Source organism: Fodinibius sp. AD559, assembly GCF_052712805.1.
The window spans coordinates 220,842-239,726 of sequence record NZ_JBQPVW010000003.1; the positions used below are offsets into that span (position 1 = coordinate 220,842).

15 protein-coding genes are annotated in these 18,885 nt (G+C 42.7%); 9 read left to right on the forward strand and 6 right to left on the reverse strand.

The annotated features are described in order from the left end of the window. Nucleotides 1-4: 4 nt before the first annotated feature. Genes ACQ4LT_RS06660 through ACQ4LT_RS06670 form a run of 3 tightly spaced genes read right to left on the reverse strand, consistent with a single transcriptional unit; the run spans nucleotide 5 to nucleotide 2,324 of the window. The gene (locus ACQ4LT_RS06660; RefSeq protein WP_445665252.1) at nucleotides 5-745 is read right to left on the reverse strand and encodes a uroporphyrinogen-III synthase; all 741 of its coding nucleotides are present in this window, start codon (nucleotides 743-745) and stop codon (nucleotides 5-7) included. 52 nt (nucleotides 746-797) lie between these two features. Next, nucleotides 798-1,940 (reverse strand): BamA/TamA family outer membrane protein, encoded by a 1,143-nt coding sequence (locus ACQ4LT_RS06665; RefSeq protein ID WP_445665253.1) that lies wholly within the window; start codon nucleotides 1,938-1,940, stop codon nucleotides 798-800. A 12-nt stretch (nucleotides 1,941-1,952) separates the two neighbouring features. Continuing rightward, nucleotides 1,953-2,324 (reverse strand): carboxymuconolactone decarboxylase family protein, encoded by a 372-nt coding sequence (locus ACQ4LT_RS06670; protein ID WP_445665254.1) that lies wholly within the window; start codon nucleotides 2,322-2,324, stop codon nucleotides 1,953-1,955. Between the two features lie 103 nt (nucleotides 2,325-2,427). Here ACQ4LT_RS06670 and ACQ4LT_RS06675 point away from each other — a divergent pair, with 103 nt between their 5' ends. The 6 genes from ACQ4LT_RS06675 (at nucleotide 2,428) to ACQ4LT_RS06700 (ending at nucleotide 11,756) form a co-directional block, all read left to right on the forward strand. Then, complete coding sequence (locus ACQ4LT_RS06675) at nucleotides 2,428-3,927, forward strand: hypothetical protein (protein ID WP_445665255.1); 1,500 nt, start codon at nucleotides 2,428-2,430, stop codon at nucleotides 3,925-3,927. Between the two features lie 148 nt (nucleotides 3,928-4,075). Next, entirely contained in the window at nucleotides 4,076-5,227 is a 1,152-nt protein-coding gene (locus ACQ4LT_RS06680) for a DUF4856 domain-containing protein (protein WP_445665256.1), read from the forward strand. 62 nt (nucleotides 5,228-5,289) lie between these two features. Further along, nucleotides 5,290-6,378, forward strand: coding sequence for an imelysin family protein (locus tag ACQ4LT_RS06685; RefSeq protein ID WP_445665257.1), 1,089 nt, complete (start codon nucleotides 5,290-5,292; stop codon nucleotides 6,376-6,378). Between the two features lie 6 nt (nucleotides 6,379-6,384). Further along, nucleotides 6,385-7,785: an HTTM domain-containing protein gene (locus ACQ4LT_RS06690; protein WP_445665258.1), complete on the forward strand. Its 1,401-nt coding sequence runs from the start codon at nucleotides 6,385-6,387 to the stop codon at nucleotides 7,783-7,785. Further along, on the forward strand, nucleotides 7,782-10,265 hold the full coding sequence (locus tag ACQ4LT_RS06695; RefSeq protein ID WP_445665259.1) for a TonB-dependent receptor domain-containing protein: 2,484 nt from the start codon (nucleotides 7,782-7,784) through the stop codon (nucleotides 10,263-10,265). The genes ACQ4LT_RS06690 and ACQ4LT_RS06695 overlap by 4 nt, the downstream gene beginning before the upstream one ends. Nucleotides 10,266-10,514: 249 nt before the next feature. After that, complete coding sequence (locus ACQ4LT_RS06700; RefSeq protein WP_445665260.1) at nucleotides 10,515-11,756, forward strand: hypothetical protein; 1,242 nt, start codon at nucleotides 10,515-10,517, stop codon at nucleotides 11,754-11,756. 77 nt (nucleotides 11,757-11,833) lie between these two features. Here ACQ4LT_RS06700 and ACQ4LT_RS06705 read toward each other — a convergent pair whose 3' ends face one another. Continuing rightward, nucleotides 11,834-12,889 (reverse strand): iron ABC transporter substrate-binding protein, encoded by a 1,056-nt coding sequence (locus tag ACQ4LT_RS06705; protein ID WP_445665261.1) that lies wholly within the window; start codon nucleotides 12,887-12,889, stop codon nucleotides 11,834-11,836. 132 nt (nucleotides 12,890-13,021) lie between these two features. On the opposite strand from ACQ4LT_RS06705, the gene hemG reads away from it, so the two are divergent. Together hemG and pruA are read left to right on the forward strand one after the other, a co-directional pair. Next, the gene (gene hemG / locus ACQ4LT_RS06710) at nucleotides 13,022-14,380 is read left to right on the forward strand and encodes a protoporphyrinogen oxidase (protein ID WP_445665262.1); all 1,359 of its coding nucleotides are present in this window, start codon (nucleotides 13,022-13,024) and stop codon (nucleotides 14,378-14,380) included. 111 nt (nucleotides 14,381-14,491) lie between these two features. After that, a complete protein-coding gene (gene pruA, locus ACQ4LT_RS06715; RefSeq protein ID WP_445665263.1) occupies nucleotides 14,492-16,123 on the forward strand; it encodes an L-glutamate gamma-semialdehyde dehydrogenase in 1,632 nt (543 codons plus the stop codon). A 197-nt stretch (nucleotides 16,124-16,320) separates the two neighbouring features. On the opposite strand, the gene ACQ4LT_RS06720 is transcribed toward pruA, so the two are convergent. Further along, on the reverse strand, nucleotides 16,321-16,755 hold the full coding sequence (locus tag ACQ4LT_RS06720) for an Rnase Y domain-containing protein (protein WP_445665264.1): 435 nt from the start codon (nucleotides 16,753-16,755) through the stop codon (nucleotides 16,321-16,323). Nucleotides 16,756-16,896: 141 nt separating this feature from the next. Between ACQ4LT_RS06720 and ACQ4LT_RS06725 the strand changes: the two genes are divergently transcribed. Then, nucleotides 16,897-17,712 carry an SDR family oxidoreductase gene (locus tag ACQ4LT_RS06725; RefSeq protein ID WP_445665265.1) on the forward strand — a complete coding sequence of 272 codons (816 nt, stop codon included), beginning with the start codon at nucleotides 16,897-16,899 and terminating at the stop codon, nucleotides 17,710-17,712. Here the strand turns inward: ACQ4LT_RS06725 and ACQ4LT_RS06730 are convergent. After that, nucleotides 17,699-18,877, reverse strand: a complete 1,179-nt coding sequence (locus ACQ4LT_RS06730; RefSeq protein ID WP_445665266.1) for a Gfo/Idh/MocA family protein — start codon at nucleotides 18,875-18,877, stop codon at nucleotides 17,699-17,701. The genes ACQ4LT_RS06725 and ACQ4LT_RS06730 overlap by 14 nt on opposite strands. Between the last annotated feature and the right edge of the window lie 8 nt (nucleotides 18,878-18,885).

Here is an 18,885-nt window from a genome sequence, read left to right on the forward strand (position 1 = left end):
CTGATTATATTTCTTTTTCAATAATCTCCCGAATTGAATCCCAGCTTCCCTCGGCCTGTTCATCAACGGTAACATCCTCTGTTTCCAGTTTATCAGTTACGGCCTGATCCCCGGAAATAATATAGGGATCACTAAAATTGGCATTCGGAAAAGCTGCCAACGTTCGGTTCACTGAACGACGAGAGTGAAAGATTACAAACTCAGGTTGATGTGCTGCAAAGTCTTTTCGATACTCCTCCAGTTTATTTTCTTCGGGCCCTTCCAACGTGAACAGCACCAGTTCATTAACCTCAATATCCAGCTCACGAAGCAGAGCGGGCAGATCTTCCGCGGTTTTATCTCCGCAGGGATATAGCGTTTTGCCAATGCGCTTAATCCGCAGCATAAATTCCAGCAGGTTAATCGCCTTTCCCTCGGAATGTGGATGCACCGCCGGAATGCCCTGTTCCTCCAGATAATTCGCAGCATGCTGATTGAGCGCCAAATTGAGCTGATTACGCGCCTTCTCCATCTTATCAAACTCTTGCAACCATTTTACCCAAAACTGGGCATTGCGCTTACTGCCGTGAACGATATTCTCATATTCTTCGAGATTCTCCAAAGCATCCAGAATATCCCCATTATCTTCCAGCGCTTCATAACGCTCCAAGGGATAGTGCAAAATGGATACGGGTTTCTCCTTAAACTTCGATCGAAAGACTTCAGTGTCTTCTCTTGCTGCTGTTAATAAAATTGATCGACTCATATTATCAAAAAAAAAATTAAAATTTAATTAAGCTCTTAGAAAAGAACAGATCTTAAAACATATATCCTACACCAATATATATACGGCTCACATCTTCAGAAAATCCAATTTCCCCGCGCAAAATAAAATCAGGGTTAAAAATAGACATCGCTCCACCGAATCCCACGGTTTGATGGTATCCCTCAAATAAATCATTTACATCGTCTGTTTCAGTAAATACTCTTCCCGCATCAGTAAAAAGCTGTCCCCCAAATTTAAGACCGTAAAGCTGCGGGAATCTTAACAACCATGTTCGTAATTCCAGCGTATAAGCCAATGACGTATTGCCTTTAAAACGATTCAGTGGATAACCGCGAAGCGTTTTTTTATTACCGAGTGTAGAGAGTTCCCAATACGGGGTATCGCCCATAGCATGACGTGCTTCCAATCGATTTGCCACTGTCAACCAATCAAACAGGTAAAAATATTGTCGCAGTTCCAAACGCGCCGTAGCTAAACCATAATTCCCAATCCACTTTGGGGCTGCACGAAGTTCCAGCTCGGCCCTGTTTCCATGATGGGGATCAAATTCGCTGTCGCGATTCTCCCAAATCAATCCCGTATTTAAATTGTTAACCCAGCCCCCCTCACTTCCGTTGGGCGTTTCTAAGGCAAAAGATGATTGAGCATCACTTATATAGGGAATATGATACTCGGTAGCTCCCCCCAGCTGGAGATCGAGCTGCTTTCGTCCCCACTCATATATTGGTTTCCGAATGCGGTAATCAAAGCTAAATCCTATCGATCTGAAAAAATAGTATTCATCATCCCATTGGGCATCAGAAAATGTTGTTCCATTTCCAATCCCAAAAAACTGATCCTGCGTATAGCGATAAAAATAAATATCTGCTATCGATCTAATATTTTGACCGAAGGTCTGGGTTTGTTCATATCGCGCATCCACCTCAATAAAACCTTTTGTGGTAGCTATAGCTGATGTCTCCAGCAAATTATTAAACGGCTGTTGGTTTCCGCGGTAATCGTACCGGCTAAAGATCAGTCCACCCAAAAATCCTTCATTAGAACTATAGCCCGCGGCCGGTACCAGTGCCGTCGATACAGAATCGGGCCCTACATGGGCATCCATCATCTGGGCATTACCCGATGAACTTATTAAGAATAATATGAGAAATGATAGCGATGCGTAGCGAATCAAAATGACGATATTTTATGAATCGAGGTGGCCTTCTTCTTCCAATATTTCGAGGGTTTCCACAGCACGACGCAAATGGGGGATTACGATACTTCCACCAACAACAAGCGCAACATTTAATGCATCAATAATTTCATCTTTGGTAGAGCCATTTTTAGCACATTGTTCCAAATGATAATCGATGCAATCATTACAACGCAGTACTGTGGAAGCCACTAATCCCAACAGCTCCTTGGTTTGGCCCGGAAGTGCTCCATCTTTGTAGGTATTATTATCAAGATTAAAAAAGCGTTTGATCCCTAAATGATCAAGATCAAATACCTTTTCATTTGCTTCTTCACGCTCTTTACGAAATTGTTCCAGTCGGTTGCTTTCTATTTTGCTCATCCTTTTACTACATTCTGTTTGAAAAAAGACCTGTTAAGATACGACATATTCTCAGGAAGTTTAATCATAATTCCAAGCCGGTAGCTAAAACTCCATTTTACCTGTGAGCAGTAAAACAAAACATCCTGAACATAAGCTCGTAGTTCTTGGTGATAGCGTCAGCCAGGGATTTCAAAACGGGGGTATATATCGGACTGATCTGAATTTTCCCAATTTTTTGCGCCAGTGCTGGGAACCTGCACCGGATTTTAATCAGCCACAATTCACTGGACAAGCAGGTATTCCACTTAATCTCGAAGTATTGGCCCGTGGTCTTTCCGATGAGTTCGGTGACTCTATTGAATGGAACGAATATCTACCCGCCATCACTCATCTCTACTCAACACTGCGGCGGGTAAAGCGCTATTGGGAGGGAAATAGAAAATCCCTCAAACAAGATCGGGAGATACCCTACCACAACCAATCGATATGGGGTTTTGCCATGAACGATACCTGGATGATTACCGAACAGAACAGTCGGGAATATATTGAAACCCAACCCGAGACATACTCCATGTTTGATATGCTCCCCGATCACGCCATGTACGTTACTGCGCGATTGGTACTCAATCCATCATTCGATAATAAATTCAGTCAATTCACGCAGCTCGATAATGCAGAATACCTGCAAAAGCACGGGGGCATCGAAAACCTCATTGTTTCAGCGGGACATAATAATGTTATTGGTGCAGTATCCGACCTGAATTTTGAACTTTCCGAAGAAGAGGATTTGGATGAATTCCCATCCAAACGTAACTATACGGTCTATCGTCCCGAACATTTTGAGCAGGAGTATCGCAAGCTGGCCGAAAGGGTGAGTAAAATTGGGGCCGAACGCGTCATCACCCAAACCATTCCTTATGTCACAATTCCTCCTGTCGCGCGCGGAGTCAACGCAGATAAATCCCGCGAAAAGCATACCGGCTACTTCGACTACTATACGCGCTTTTGGATTTGGGATGCCGATTTTGATCCCGACAAACATCCCCATCTCACTAAAGAACAGGCTATCTCACTTGACCAATATGTGGATGAGTACAACACCATTATTCGAGAAGTTGCAGACGAGTACGGCTGGATTACCGTGCCCCTCAATCGATATGTGAGCGGTATTGCGCGCAGGCGACTGGGCGGACGAAAACGCATTCCTTATCCCGAAAAATTTCGAGATGCCTTGAAGCGAAATCCCGCAACCAAACATCTCGTTGACGGAGATGGCTTACCCCAATTAAGTACCGACTATTTACGCATTCACCGGGATTCAGGGAATGTCTACAAAGGAGGTATTTTCAGCTTAGATGGTATTCATCCTACCACCATTGGCTACGGACTTATTGCACATCTGTACAAAGATACAATGGAGAAACACGGTATTAAATTTCAACAACCGCTGGACTGGGATCATATCATTGAAAGTGATACACTGGTCACCGATCCGCCATTCATTCTCGTAGATCTCCGTAAATTTTTACGCTTCTTATCACTTGGAAGACAGGAAAAGCTTTCCATGGTTGGAAACGGATTACTCAATCAGCTTATGGATCTATTTTCTGATCGGGATTAATTCTAACCACTTATGCGAATCGCATCTTACGTCAACCGGCCCATCAAGGAGCAACAAAAAAGGCTACTTTTATTTAGAATTAGTCTAAATAGTTCCTTATTTTCTCCTCGTTACTAATTGGAATTAATATAAATAAAAACAAGCATTGATGCATTCCTCAAATCGCACCCAACTGTTAATAACTGTACCTTTGTTGGCTATTGCACTGCTGATTTCTTCTTGTGATATCAGCGACAGTGACGGCGACAACAATTCTACTATCGAACCTCCCGAAAACTACGAATTTACTCGTGACGGTGAATCCACCGTAGCTTATCCCGGCCAAACCGACCGACTGGACATGGTTGAAGAGATGAAAGAATATATTGCTACAGCTCATGGCGGAGCAACCCTTTATGAGCAAGCACTGAACGACATGTTTAAGAACACAAACGGAGATGGAGGAGGAAACTTTTCGTTTACTTCAGATCGCGATCTTAAAAGCAAAACCTTCAAACCCGACCTCGATAACAATCTTTTCAAAGATTTTTTTGCTAAAGCCGCTGCTGCCAGTGAAAACGGGGAAGCAAGTAATGGAGTTCCAGGTTTGTTGCCACGTGGCGATGGTCATATTCTGGTAGATGCCAAAGGCCGTGAATTTACCCAACTCGTAGAAAAGGGATTGATGGGCGCTGTATTCTACAACCAAATTTTCAATGCCTACCTAACCGATGAAAAAATCGGTCCGGATGTTGAAAACAGCGAGACCGAAGAAGGAGCTAACTACACAACCAAAGAGCACCACTTTGATGAAGCTTTTGGATACTTTAATGCGCCCGCTGATTTTGAATCTGACTGGCCGGATTCGCGAAAAGGTGAGCTACGGTTCTGGAGCAAATATTCCAATGGCTCTGACGCCCAGCTCGGTTTTAATGACACCATTATGGATGCCTTTATTCAGGGAAGAACAGCCATCGTTAACAACAACCAAGACAAACTGAATGACCAAGTTGATGTACTGTATGACTCGCTCGAGCTACTCGCTGCAGCAACTGCTGTTCATTACATCAACAGCACGATATCTAACTTCAACAATACAGGCGAAGCATTTCATGCTCTTTCTGAAGCCTGGGCTTTTGTAAACGCGCTAAAATACAGCCCCAACCGCAAAATCACCAATCAACAAATTGATCAAATCCTCAATACCGATTTTGGTGAAAACGGTAACTTCTGGAAGGCAAAAAAAGAGGGTTTAAACAATGCTAAATCTACCTTAATAGAAACTTATCCTGATCTCGAACCCGTTCAAGATCAGTTGTAAGAATTTCAATCACAGAACCGGATCCTTTTGAGGATTCGGTTCTTATTTAATTCAGCAATCCTATGCTATACTTTCGAACCCCATTTATTGTTACGTTACTTTTGATCTTTATCGGAGCATGCAGTAGTACATCATCCGATGAACAGTCAAACTTTAATCGGGCAGCAATGCTCGAAAATTACGGCAATAACATTATCTTACCAGCTTTTGAATCGCTGCAAACTTCCGTTAATGATTTTCAGGTAGCAGCACAGGATTTTGAAACTGAGCGCACATTGGAGAACTTAGCAACACTTCAGAAAGCCCTCAAAAATACTCGGTTGGCATGGCAGGATGTAAGTCCATTTCGGTTTGGTCCTTCCGAATCCATTACCTCATTAAATACCTATCCGATTGATACCGAAAAAATTTCTGACAGAGTGTCCAGCGGCAAATACTCATTTGGCACCATAGGCAGTGCCAATGCCGAGGGCCTTCCCGCACTCGGCTACCTGCTACACGGTGTGGGCCAAACCGATGAAGAAATCCTGTCGATGTACACCATCGACGCAGATGCCGAAAACCGCCTCAATTACCTTCTTGATAATATCGCATTCATAAAAGATAAAGTAGATACAGCCACAGAAGACTGGAAATCTTCAGGCGGTGATTACATCGGCATGTTTTTAAGTGAAGAAAATGCCGGTACCGATGTGGGAAGTTCATTAGGGATGCTTATTAATAGTTATGTAAAACATTATGAGCGCTTTTTGCGCGACGGAAAGATTGGTATTCCGGCGGGAGTACGAAGCGCGGGAACTCCTCGTCCCGTAGCTGTTGAAGCATATTATGGGGGCTATTCCACAGAATTAGCCGTTGCCAATCTTAAACAAATTGAAAAGACATTTACCGGCGGTAACGGCCGAGGACTGGACGACTACCTTGAAGCCCTGAATGCCGGCGATTTGTCAAACGAAATACAAACACAAATGGATGAAGCACAATCTGCACTCGAGGGACTCAACGATCCCCTTTCGCAACAAATTGAAGAAAATAATGATCCTGTTTTGTCCACCTTTGAAGAAATGCAGCAGGTCGTAACACTTATTAAGGCAGATATGACCTCCATTCTCGGCATAACTATTACCTACCAAGATAACGACGGTGACTAATGACCTATGTTGCCTGAAACAATAAAAAAATACTTTACTTCACGGGTATCCATTGCTCCGTTGGCGGTATTCCGATTCCTTTTTGGATTTATCATGCTTATCAGCATCATCCGCTTTGCCGCCAACGGGTGGATCTACGAGCTGTATGTAAAGCCCGACTATTTTTTCACCTTCTACGGCTTCGATTGGGTTACCCCATTGGGTGAAACCGGTATGTACCTGCTTTTTTTGGGGATGGGACTCGCAGCCCTGTCCATTATGCTGGGCTATTTTTATCGCTTCGGCATCGTTTTCTTTTTCCTGGCTTTCACCTACGTTGAACTCATTGATAAAACCAACTATCTCAATCACTACTATTTTGTCAGTATCATCAGCTTTCTGCTGATGTTAGTACCGGCCAACCGTTACTTCTCTCTGGATGTCCTTCGAAAGCCCCAGCTACGCAGAAAGTATGTCCCCGCCTGGACCATCAATATTTTTAAACTACAACTGGGTCTTGTTTACTTTTTTGCCGGGGCAGCAAAGCTCAATCCCGACTGGCTTATAAATGCTATGCCCATGCGGATCTGGCTACCCGCCAGGGCCGATCTCCCACTAATCGGTCCGCTACTGGAATATACGTCTACAGCCTACATCTTCAGTTGGGCGGGAGCACTTTACGATTTAACGATTGCTTTCTTCCTGCTCTGGAAACCTACCCGCATCTTCGCCTATATCACCGTTATTGCATTTCATCTTCTGACCTATGCCCTCTTCCAAATCGGCATGTTCCCCTTTATCATGATTCTGTGTACGCTGATATTCTTTTCCGCTGATTTCCATCAAAAAATCATTGCCAAGATTTCCCAATTGGGCAACCTCCTTCCTTTCGATTTTCAAGCTTCCGAAACTACATTACAAAAAGAATTTCAGCTTAATAAAAACAGTAACTCGATTATTGGAGGTATTCTAATCCTCCACTTTGTCTTGCAATTTCTGTTACCCTTACGCTTTGCATTATATCCCGGCAACCTGTTTTGGACCGAACAGGGCTACCGCTTTTCGTGGCGGGTTATGCTGATGGAAAAAGCAGGACATATCACTTTTAACGTAACGGACAGGGAAACGAATCGACAATGGCAGGTTCAAAACTGGAAACACCTTACGCCCAATCAAGAAAAAATGATGGCGACGCAACCTGACATGATTCTGCAGTTTGCTCACTATCTCGAAGGCAAATATCAGAAGCAGGGCATCAAAGATGTAAAAATTACCGCTGATAGCTACGTTACGCTCAACGGCCGCCGCAGCCAGCTCATGATTGATCCCAATATGGATCTAACCGAACAAGAACGCGGGTTCGCACATAAGGATTGGATTTTACCCTTTAATAAAAATCAACAAAACTGGTTTAAGAATCTGCAATGATCAAGCTTCGTGTATTATCCTTTTTACTTTTTTTGACCATTTTCTCTGTTAATATAGTATATGCTCAAAGCTTTACTTTATCTGGGACGGTTACTGATAAAAGTGGTGATCCTATTGAAGATGTAAGCATTTTTCTTTCTAAGGATAGCTCAAAAACCGGTAATTCCCTGCCTGTTCAATATCAATATAAAACCTTTACCAATCAGCAGGGGCAATATATTATTCCTGACTTATCGGCTGGCAAATATATTGTTATAGCCTACTATCCCGGCAAACAAACACAAAGCAAAACCGTAAGTATCACTAACAGCGATACCGAAAAGAATTTTCAGCTGAAAGGTTTTGAAAATGAAATGCAAGAGGTTGTTGTTGGTGGTAAACAACAGCAACAAACAAACGGAATTACCCGGCTGCAATCTGTTGAAGGAGTAACCATCAACGAAAGCAAAAAAAATGAGGTTCTTGTCCTCGATGACATGGTTGTTAACAAAGCAACCAATAACAGCCGACAGGTCTATTCCAAAGTGCCGGGACTTAATATCTGGCAAAGCGGTGATGCCGGTATACAAACCAGCGTGGGTGGACGCGGGTTAAGCCCCAAGCGAAACTCTAATTTCAATACCCGGCAAAACGGATACGACATCGCCGCCGATGCCCTCGGGTATCCCGAAAGCTATTATACACCTCCTGTACAGGCCTTGGAACGTATCGAAATTATTCGCGGTGCGGCTTCCCTGCAGTACGGGACCCAATTTGGCGGTATGCTTAATTTCGAATTTAAAGACGGGCCCGAAGATACGCCCTTCGAGCTAAATACCAATCAATCCTACGGCTCATTCGGGTTGTTCAATTCTTTTAATAGCGTGGGAGGCACAAAAGGTGATGTCAGCTATTACGGCTTTTACCAGTATAAAACCAGTAATGGTTGGCGGCCGAATTCACAACTCGATCAGCATACCGGCTATATTTCCTTTGATATAAATCTGACCGAAAAACTTACGTTGACGCCAGAGTATACCCACATGTATTACCTGGCGCAGCAGCCCGGCGGTTTAACCGATGCCCAATTTTACGATGATCCCAGCCAATCGAACCGAGAGCGTAACTGGTTTAAAGTAAACTGGAATATTTTTGCCCTTGATGCCGATTATATATTTAACAGTAAAACCAGGCTCAACAGCCGCTTTTTTGGCTTGCTTGCTGGCCGCGATGCCCTTGGAAACCTGCAGCGAATAGATCGAATTGACTTCGGGGGAGAGCGCAACTTGCTTAAAGATGACTTCCAAAACTGGGGCAACGAAACGCGCCTCATTCACCGCTATAACTTTCTCGATGGGATATCTGTTTTCTTGGCCGGTACGCGTTTTTATAACGGCTATACCCATCGCCGACAGGGTAATGGTCCAGATGGTAGCGAACCCCGATTCCGATATCTCAATCCCGCAAATCTCGAAGGATCTGATTTTGATTTACCCAGTCAGAACCGATCAGTTTTTGTTGAAAATATTTTTAACATTACCCCTAATTTTAGCATTACTCCGGGATTACGATTTGAATATATCAAAACTGAAGCCGAAGGGTACTATCGCAATATCATTCGCGATTTAGCAGGTAACATCTTGGTAGATGAACGCATCACCGAAGACCGCAGTCGAGAGCGATCGTTCTTTCTTTTTGGTATTGGATCAAGTTACCGACCCAATGCTTCGCTCGAAATTTACGGAAACTTCTCCCAAAACTATCGCGCCATGAATTTTAATGATATCCGCGTAGATGTGGGCAATTTAGAAGTCGATCCTAACATACAGGATGAAAGCGGCTTTAATGCCGACTTGGGCATTCGCGGTCAGATTAACGATGTGTTTCAATACGATGTCACCGCTTTTCATCTTTCTTATAAAGATCGCATCGGTACCGTACTACGCACCGAACCAAATCCCAAATTTAATGATTTAATCGATCGTACTTTTCGATACCGCACCAATATCGCCGATGCCAAAATTTACGGCATCGAATCATTTGCCGAGGCTGATCTACTAAAACTTTTTGACTTCGATACAGAAACCCGTCTATCAGTATTTACAAATCTCGCACTTATTCACGCTACTTATACCGATTCTGATGAACCCGGCATTGAGGGTAATAACGTAGAACTGGTTCCTCCGCTGAATTTTAAAACGGGACTTACCTTTTCAAAGAATGGGTTCGAAGCCTCCTACCAGTTCAGCTATGTGGCCGAACACTTTTCTGATGCTTCCAATGCACGCCGCACTCCTACTGCTATCGAAGGTATTATTCCCTCTTATAAGGTGATGGACTTATCCGCCAAATACAGCTTTAATCGATTTACGCTGGGTGGAGGCGTAAACAACATGATGAACGAGAAGTATTTTACGCGTCGCGCTACCGGCTACCCGGGACCGGGTATCATTCCAGCCAAAGTTCGCAACTTTTATATTTCACTGGGGTTTCAACTTTAAACTATCCCATATTCAAAATATATACAAAAAGGGAAAAATAGCTGACTTTTAACAACTCAAATCTTCAATTTTAGTTCAAATTTCATTCAGGTTTGGTACATATTATCACCTTATACTACCTATGTATTTTTCGCAAAAAAAGTTTTCTTTATATCTTATTACAGAATTCGTTTAAGCCTTTCCTTATACTTTAATTCACTTTCCAACACAAATAGAACTCATCATATCTCTGATAGTATTTTAAGAATAATGCTGAAATCATATCTGTATCCACTACTTGCGTTACTTCTCTTTCTTGCACCAGAAACGTTACTTGCACAAGATTCTACAAAAACAATTAATGTGTATCTGGATTGCCGCCGGGCGTGCGATGAAGGGTACGTTCGAGACGAAATTAATTTTGTCAACTATGTGCGAAATCAAGAAGATGCAGATGTTCATCTTCTGATAACGAATCAGCGGACTGGTAGTGGTGGAGAAGAATACACCCTCAAATTTATTGGTGGAAATGAGTTTAAAGGAATGGATCGAACCCTTATATATTTTTCTGCGGAATCAGATACTCAAAATGAGGAGCGAGTTGGACTTAACCGATACATTAAAAGAGGCCTTTATTACTATCTAATTGATCGACCAATAGCTGATGATCTAAATATTAATTATAACGCTACAGAAGAGAGTTCCCAGTCTGATTCAGAAGCTGATAATTGGAACTACTGGGTATTTAATATCAGGGCTGACACTGATATTGAAGGGGAAGAATCTGAGAAAGAGTTTTCTATTAGAGGGCGTATAAGTGCTGAGCGAATAACTCCGGAATGGAAAATCGAATTTGATATAGACCAATATTACGAACGCCAAACATTTGAGGACGACGAAGAGTCCAGAACCTTTATTAGAGAAAGTCGCGGCGCCGATCTGTTATTAGTTAAAAGCCTTGGGGACCATTGGTCAGCGGGTATTTCCACAAGAGCAGGTCATTCTACCCGGAACAATTATGATCTGCGTATCGAAGGAAGTCCTGCTTTGGAATACAGTATTTTTCCTTACCGTGAATTCACCGAACGCCAAATTACATTTATGTACCGGTTAACTGCTGGTTATTATGATTACAACGATGTAACAATTTATGGCAAAAATTCTGAACAACTAATGCGACAACAGCTGAGTTCTGATATTGAATTTACGCAGCCTTGGGGTGAATTTGAAGCAAGTATAAATGCCTCTGCCTACCTTCATGATTTTAACAAAAATCGACTTGATACAGAAGCCCAGCTTGACTTTCGGATCTTTCGCGGACTCTCATTTTATATCTCTGGCGAATATGCTTGGATCAATAACCAACTTTCCATATCTGCGGGAGAAATAACCGACGAGGAACAGCTACTTAACCTTCGTCAACGGCTTACTTCTTTTTCGTATGAAGTACGTTTCGGACTCGAATTCAGCTTTGGCTCTATTTATAACAATGTAGTTAATCCTCGTATATAAGCTTTTATAAATTAATTAAATAAAAAAAGCCCTGCCAAAATTGACAGGGCTTAAGTATGTTTAATCTAAAATGATCTCTAAATAAGCCCTACTTCACGAAGTAGATTCAGTGTCCCCTCTAACTGTTGTAGCTGTTCATAATCGTACTCCGGACTCAATTGTGTCGCCTTTTTAGCATCCAGCATATAGTCTGGCAAGGTAACATTATCCATAACCGGATACTCATTTACAGATTTAGCAGCATATTCTTGCGCCTGCTTCGAAAGCAGAAAACTCAAAAACTGCTGTGCTAACTCACCATTATCAGCCGTCTTAAGCTGAGTAGCACCAGTTACAAGTGCAAGATTCCCAATATCGCCTTCCTCAAAGTGGTAGGTTTCAATATTTGCATCGGGATTGGGACCTTCCTCTCCATAATGCTCGTGATCTTCGAAATATCCTTCCTTACCGCCGTGTTTTGTTTGAATAACATAATAGTGGTTGGTCAATCCTAAATCAACCTCTCCAGCTAAAATTGCCTGTACCATAGGAGTGTTAGAACTGTAGGCTTTTGGATTCAGATCCTGCATATTATTCAGCCAGTTTTTAGCTGTCTCATCCCCTTCTGTAAGTCGCAGCGCCGTAATAAAATCATAGAAGCTGGAATAGGTGGGGGTCCATCCAACTCGATCCTTGAACTCTTCCATCTTAGCCAAGTCAAGTATGGAATTAGGCAAATTTGCCGTATCTACAGCAGTGGGATTATATGCCAGCACGCGAAATCGTACAGTCACCGGAATCCACTTACCAGATTTTGACTGATAGGCCGAAGGTTTTGAAGTCAACGAGTCGGGCAAGGTCGTCAACATTCCCTTCTGTGAAGCATTTGCAAGTGCACCCGTTGTATTCGCCCAATAAACATCGGCTGGACTTTGATCGCCTTCTTCGCTCATTACAGCCAGAAGTTCAGCATCATTGCCATAACGCACCTCAATATCGATACCAGTTTGTTTTTTAAAATCCTCAACAAGTGGGCTTACCAACGCTTGACTACGTCCAGAATACACCACTAACTGATCACTGGTCGTCTGTCCGCATGAACTCAGAAAGAAAGCAGCAACACTCACTGCTAATATTTTTAATACATTTTTCATAATATACAAATCCTCAATCTTCACTTATCATTTATATTGATTACCTATCATTTCTTTTCTTCTATCCTAACACAAAATTCTTAATTAGATTGAATCTAATTAAGAAGCAGAATGTATTGAATTTATGGTACAATGACCAATAATAAACCATCGATAGGAATACTTGGCGGAGGCATTTCGGGATTATCAGCAGCCTATAAATTATTCCAAAATAATATTGCTGTCACCGTCTATGAGAAGGATAATCAAGTGGGTGGAGCTATTAAAACTTTTCGGAAAAACAGCTGGGTGGTTGAAGAAGGCCCCAACACGCTAATGATTAAATCCCAGAAGGTTTGGGATTTGCTTGAGGACCTTGACCTCATAGATAAAAGCATTGAAGCCGGGAAAACGGCCAAGAAGAGATTCATTGTCAAAGATGGCCAACCAACGCCCCTCCCTATGTCGTTGGGAAGTTTTTTGACTACCGATCTCTTTTCTGCCGGAGCAAAATTGCAATTACTGAAAGAGCCTTTTATTCCTCAATCAAATAAGGAGGATGAATCCATTGCTGATTTTATTACTCGTCGTCTTGGAAAAGAGCCGTTAGATTATGCCGTAAATCCCTTTGTATCCGGAATCTATGCAGGCGATCCCAAAAAACTATCTGTCAAGCATACTTTTGAATCGCTATGGGATATGGAACAACAACACGGCAGTTTGTTAAAGGGGATGTTCAAACGTGATCGCAGCAGCAATTCCCCCAAACGGGCATTACTTTCTTTTGAAAAGGGAAATCAACAGTTACCACTGGCAATAGCTGATGATCTGGGCAAGGCTGTACAGACCGAAACAGAAATACAATCTGTTGTTAAACATGATGAAAAGTGGATTGTCAAAGGGCAGCAAAAAAACGATACTTTTACTGATGAACACGATATTATTTTATCAACCCTTCCGGCATACTCACTCTCCACTATTTTTGAAGATTCTCTATTTAAGCCACTAAACGATCTACCCTATGCTCCACTCAGTGTCATAGCATTAGGATTTACTGATAAGCAAATTCGCCATCCGCTTGATGGATTTGGAATGCTCGTTCCTGAAGCCGAAGACCGAAAGACATTGGGAGTACTGTTCTCCTCATCTCTATTTCCCGGTCGTGCTCCTAAAAATCATCATCTGCTTACTTGTTTTATCGGCGGCGCGAGGAATCCGCAACTTGCGGAAAAAAACAAGCAAGAATTGCAAAAAATCGTATTATCTGAGATTAGTGAACTGCTGGATATTACTGGAGAGCCGGTATTTTCCCATTTCCGCTTTTGGCCCAAAACGATTCCACAATATGAGATGGGGTATGATCGATTCCTTAACTATATGAATAGAGCTGAAGATCAACAAAAAGATCTATTTATCGAAGGTAATTTTCGGGGCGGTGTATCCGTACCCAACTGCATATTATGCGGATTTGAAACGGCAAAAAAGATACAAACGTTTTTGAAAGGACAGTAAATTTCCTCGGAGCCCAAAAACTCCAATTCTGTTAAAAATTTAGTACCTTCATACACGAAATTAGCAAGTATTATTTTCTAAGAAAATCCGAAATAAAAGCAACCTATTATTATGGCTAATGCATTTTTTGAAATTCGGGAACCGGAAAATGAGTCCTACAACTCGTATGCTCCAGGTACTCCCGAACGCGAAGAACTCCACAAAGAACTGGATCGATTAAAAAATAAAGAGATTGAAATACCTGCCATCATTGGCGGTAAAGAAGTGAAGACGGATCGCCAGCAAGATGTGGTCATGCCCCACAATCACAGCCACAAGCTGGGAACCGTTCACCTCTGCGGTGAAGATGAAGTGGAGATGGCTATTGAAACAGCTCTTGAAGCTCGTAAAAAATGGGCCGATATGCCATGGCAAGATCGTGCCGCAATCTACCTTAAAGCTGCAGATCTCATCACCGGTCCCTATCGCTACACGATGAATGCTTCTACCATGCTGGGACAATCAAAGACCCCCCACCAATCAGAAATTGAAGCTGTGGGAGAGTTTGCTGACTTCTTGCGCTTTAACGCTTATTACCTGCAAGAGATCTATAAAGATCAGCCCTACTCACCGGACGGCATGTGGAACCAGATGGAATACCGTCCGCTTGAAGGCTTTGTCTTTGCTGTTACACCCTTCAACTTTACCGCTATTGCAGGGAATTTGCCCCTTGCTCCTGCGCTATGTGGAAATGTATCACTCTGGAAGCCGGCGCTATCCTCTATTTATTCCAGCTACTTTATCATGAAAGTATTGAAAGAGGCCGGCATGCCCGATGGTGTGATTAACTTCTTGCCGGGCAACGGTCCTGATGTTGGTGATCCAGTCCTGAAAAGCGAACACCTATCAGGATTACACTTTACGGGATCTACTGCAACCTTCCAGCACTTGTGGAAAAGCATTGCCGAAAATATTGAGCATTACAATACCTACCCACGCATTGTAGGCGAAACAGGCGGTAAGGATTTCATTTTTGCTCACGAATCTGCTGATGTCGATGCTGTTGTTATTGCAGCTATTCGTGCTGCATATGAATATCAGGGACAAAAATGCTCAGCGGCTTCGCGGATGTATCTGCCGGAATCAATCTGGCCGGAGTTCCGCGAGAAATTTCTCGACGAAGTCAAGGATGTGAAGTATGGCGACGTAGAAGACTTCACCAACTTCATGGGGGCCGTAATTGATCAAAAAGCATTTGATAACATTACCTCATACATCGATTATGTCAAAGAGTCCGATGACGCTGAGATTGTGTATGGTGGTAGCTATGACGATTCAGAAGGATACTTCATAGAACCGACATTGGTTCAGGCACATGATCCAAAGTTCAAGACCATGGAAGAGGAGATCTTTGGTCCGGTGCTTACGGTTTATGTCTATGAAGATGACAAATTCGACGAAACGCTTGAGCTGTGTGATAATACCTCACCATATGCATTGACGGGCGCTATTTTTGCTCAGGAGCGTTTCGCCCTCAATAAGATGGCGGATTACCTGCGTCAGGCAGCCGGCAACTTCTATATCAACGATAAACCGACTGCAGCTATCGTCAACCAGCAACCGTTTGGTGGAGCACGTAAATCCGGAACCAACGACAAAGCCGGTAGTGCTGCCAACCTGATGCGCTGGATTTCGGTCCGATCTATTAAGGAAACGACGGTCCCGGCCAAAGATTGGACATATCCGTATATGGAAGAAGAATAGTCCAAATAAAGAACGTTCCGCACGAGACGTACGGAACGAGCCAAAATGAGTTAAATAGATCCTGAAATAAATTTCATTGCAGGATGAAATTCAAGTATTAAAGGCTCCCACCCTTAGGTTGGGAGCCTTTTTTAATTTTAAAAAATAAGACAACTCGTTCCGCAGTGGAACAACCAAACGAGAATACTTTTATCATATTAGGAATCAATTCCAAGATCTTCTTTCAGATTGTTGAATGAATCCTTAACGCTATCAAGCTGATCGTCTATGCTCTCTTTAAGGTCATACCAGTTTTCATCGGCCTTGGCCCTTAACTCTTCCAAATCATTTTCGAGCTTATCCTTTTTATCGTTAAGGCTCTCCCACTGTTTTTGGAGCTCAGATTTTTTCTCTTCTGATTCTCCATCAATTTTCTGCTTCAACTCCTCCATTTCATCTTCCATTTCAGCAACTTGCTCCTCAACATTATTGAGAAACTCCTGCTTTTTAACCTCAACTTCCTTTTGAGCAGATTGTACCGTTTCTTTGACCTCCTCTTTGGCCTGTTGTGTTTCTTGCTCCGACTTTTCGGTGCATCCAACAACTCCTACACTAAAAAAAGCTACCAATAAATAAGTTGTTAATTGCTTCATGACAGAATAGTTTATTTAGCATTTCGTTAAATAACTTCACACTTATTGTTTAATTCCAAAACCCATATTGTGTTCCACAATGATATTGGGTTTTCCTTTTTAGATATTAAACCAAATTTCTTTTTAGGCAAACACATAACTATGAAAATCAGTATTTTGGGCTGCGGTTGGCTTGGCCTGCCTTTAGCCGAACGGCTCCGCGATGAAGGGCATCAGATTAAAGGATCAACAACCAGCAAAGAAAAACTCCAACTACTTAAAGGAAAAGAAATACAACCCTCTCTACTTAAGTTAACACCGGACTTACACTGCGAAAATTGCGATGATTTTTGGGATGCCGATGTGCTCGTTCTCAACATTCCACCCGGTCGAAGCAAAGATAATGTCAAAGAATTTCATCAACAGCAGATACAAGCAGTTATTGATCAACTTACCAATTCATCCATAAAATTTGTGGTGTTCATCAGCTCAACATCCGTATATCCGGAAAATGGAGGAATTGTAAGCGAAGAAGATACTGAAAAGGGAAAAGCATCCCGTGCTTCTGGAAATGCTCTTTTAGAAGCTGAAAAAATGCTTCGAAAGGAGTCGGAATTTGAGACTACAGTTATCCGATTTGGAGGGTTATACGGTCATGACCGCCATCCTGTAAAATACCTGGCCGGACGAAAAAATATATCCAAAGGTAATGCTCCGGTAAACCTCATCCACCAGAAAGATTGTATTAATATTATCCAAAAGGTAATTGAAGAAAATATAACCGACCAAACGTTCAACGGTGTTTCCGACGGACATCCACCTAAAAAAATGTACTACCCCGCGGTGGCCAAAGCGATGGGTCTGGAACCCCCTACTTTTCAGGATGACGAAAGTAAAGAGTACAAAATTGTTTCAAACCGAAAACTCAAGATGATGCTCAATTATAAATTCAGCCATCCCAATCCTATGGATTTTTAGCGTTCGAACCCGGTGGGTTATAATCCATTGCAATCCACTTTGCCTTCTTACCGCTTTCTATTGCTTTATGGATAAAATGCACGCCGCGTGCCCCATCTTCCACGGTAGGAAAGTCCAGCGCTAACTCATTCGGGGCATCTCCTGACCGCCGAGCTGTAATTACCTCGGCCACATTAGAATAGACATTGGCAAACGCCTCTATAAAGCCTTCGGGATGTCCTGCCGGAACACGATTATTATAACTTGCCGCATCCGAAAGATAATCGTTTCCCCTTTTATAAATTTCCTCCGGCTTATCAGGATATTTCAATCGTAAATAATTGGGGTTTTCTTGTCTCCATTCGAGGGCTGCCTCATCCCCATATAATCGAATTTTTAAGGCATTCTCTTCTCCTATGGCAACCTGAGATACATACAGAATTCCACGCAATCCATCTTCATAATGCACCAAAATACTGGCATCATCTTCAAGCTCACGCCCTTCGCCAAATGTGTGAATGTCCGCAAATAATTCTTTGAGTGTGGCCCCTGTAATATAGCGCACCAAATGCTCAGCATGGGTTCCAATATCAGCTACAGCCGAAGATACTCCCGCCACATTGGGATCTAACCGCCAAATATCATCATCCTCTACCGAACCAGACAACCATCCCTGGGGATATTCCACGACGACCTTCCGTAGTGTTCCCAGCTTCCCGTTCTCCACCAAAGCTCTTGCCTCCTTCACCATCGGGTAACCGGAATAGTTATGGGTAAGTGCGAATATTGTATCGTGTTCATCCACTAATCGACAGAGCTTTTCAGCTTCTTCAATGGTATTCGTCATTGGCTTATCACAGATCACATGAATACCCGCCTCGATAAATACCTTACACACATCATAATGCAGATTATTCGGCACGGTAACACTCACAACATCGATACGCTCGTCTTCAGGTAACGAAGCTTCTCTTCGGGCCATCTGCTGATAGGATCCATATACTCGTTCATTGGCGATACCGAGCTCCCGGCCCATTTTCTTCGATTTCCTGGGATCTGAAGAAAAGGCTCCTGCCGTGAGCTCCATCAACCCATCCAAATTAGCGGCCATCCGATGCACTTTGCCAATAAAACTTCCCGGACCCCCGCCCACCATTCCATACCGAACTTTTCTATGTAGATCCATGTATAATT

Coding starts and splice junctions, on each gene's coding strand:
- ACQ4LT_RS06690 (WP_445665258.1), top strand. CDS start 6,385: ATGTTGCCTGAAACAATAAAAAAATACTTTACTTCACGGGTATCCATT.
- ACQ4LT_RS06685 (WP_445665257.1), top strand. CDS start 5,290: ATGCTATACTTTCGAACCCCATTTATTGTTACGTTACTTTTGATCTTT.
- ACQ4LT_RS06720 (WP_445665264.1), bottom strand. CDS start 16,755: ATGAAGCAATTAACAACTTATTTATTGGTAGCTTTTTTTAGTGTAGGA.
- ACQ4LT_RS06730 (WP_445665266.1), bottom strand. CDS start 18,877: ATGGATCTACATAGAAAAGTTCGGTATGGAATGGTGGGCGGGGGTCCG.
- pruA (WP_445665263.1), top strand. CDS start 14,492: ATGGCTAATGCATTTTTTGAAATTCGGGAACCGGAAAATGAGTCCTAC.
- ACQ4LT_RS06725 (WP_445665265.1), top strand. CDS start 16,897: ATGAAAATCAGTATTTTGGGCTGCGGTTGGCTTGGCCTGCCTTTAGCC.
- hemG (WP_445665262.1), top strand. CDS start 13,022: ATGACCAATAATAAACCATCGATAGGAATACTTGGCGGAGGCATTTCG.
- ACQ4LT_RS06705 (WP_445665261.1), bottom strand. CDS start 12,889: ATGAAAAATGTATTAAAAATATTAGCAGTGAGTGTTGCTGCTTTCTTT.
- ACQ4LT_RS06680 (WP_445665256.1), top strand. CDS start 4,076: ATGCATTCCTCAAATCGCACCCAACTGTTAATAACTGTACCTTTGTTG.
- ACQ4LT_RS06660 (WP_445665252.1), bottom strand. CDS start 745: ATGAGTCGATCAATTTTATTAACAGCAGCAAGAGAAGACACTGAAGTC.
- ACQ4LT_RS06695 (WP_445665259.1), top strand. CDS start 7,782: ATGATCAAGCTTCGTGTATTATCCTTTTTACTTTTTTTGACCATTTTC.
- ACQ4LT_RS06700 (WP_445665260.1), top strand. CDS start 10,515: ATGCTGAAATCATATCTGTATCCACTACTTGCGTTACTTCTCTTTCTT.
- ACQ4LT_RS06670 (WP_445665254.1), bottom strand. CDS start 2,324: ATGAGCAAAATAGAAAGCAACCGACTGGAACAATTTCGTAAAGAGCGT.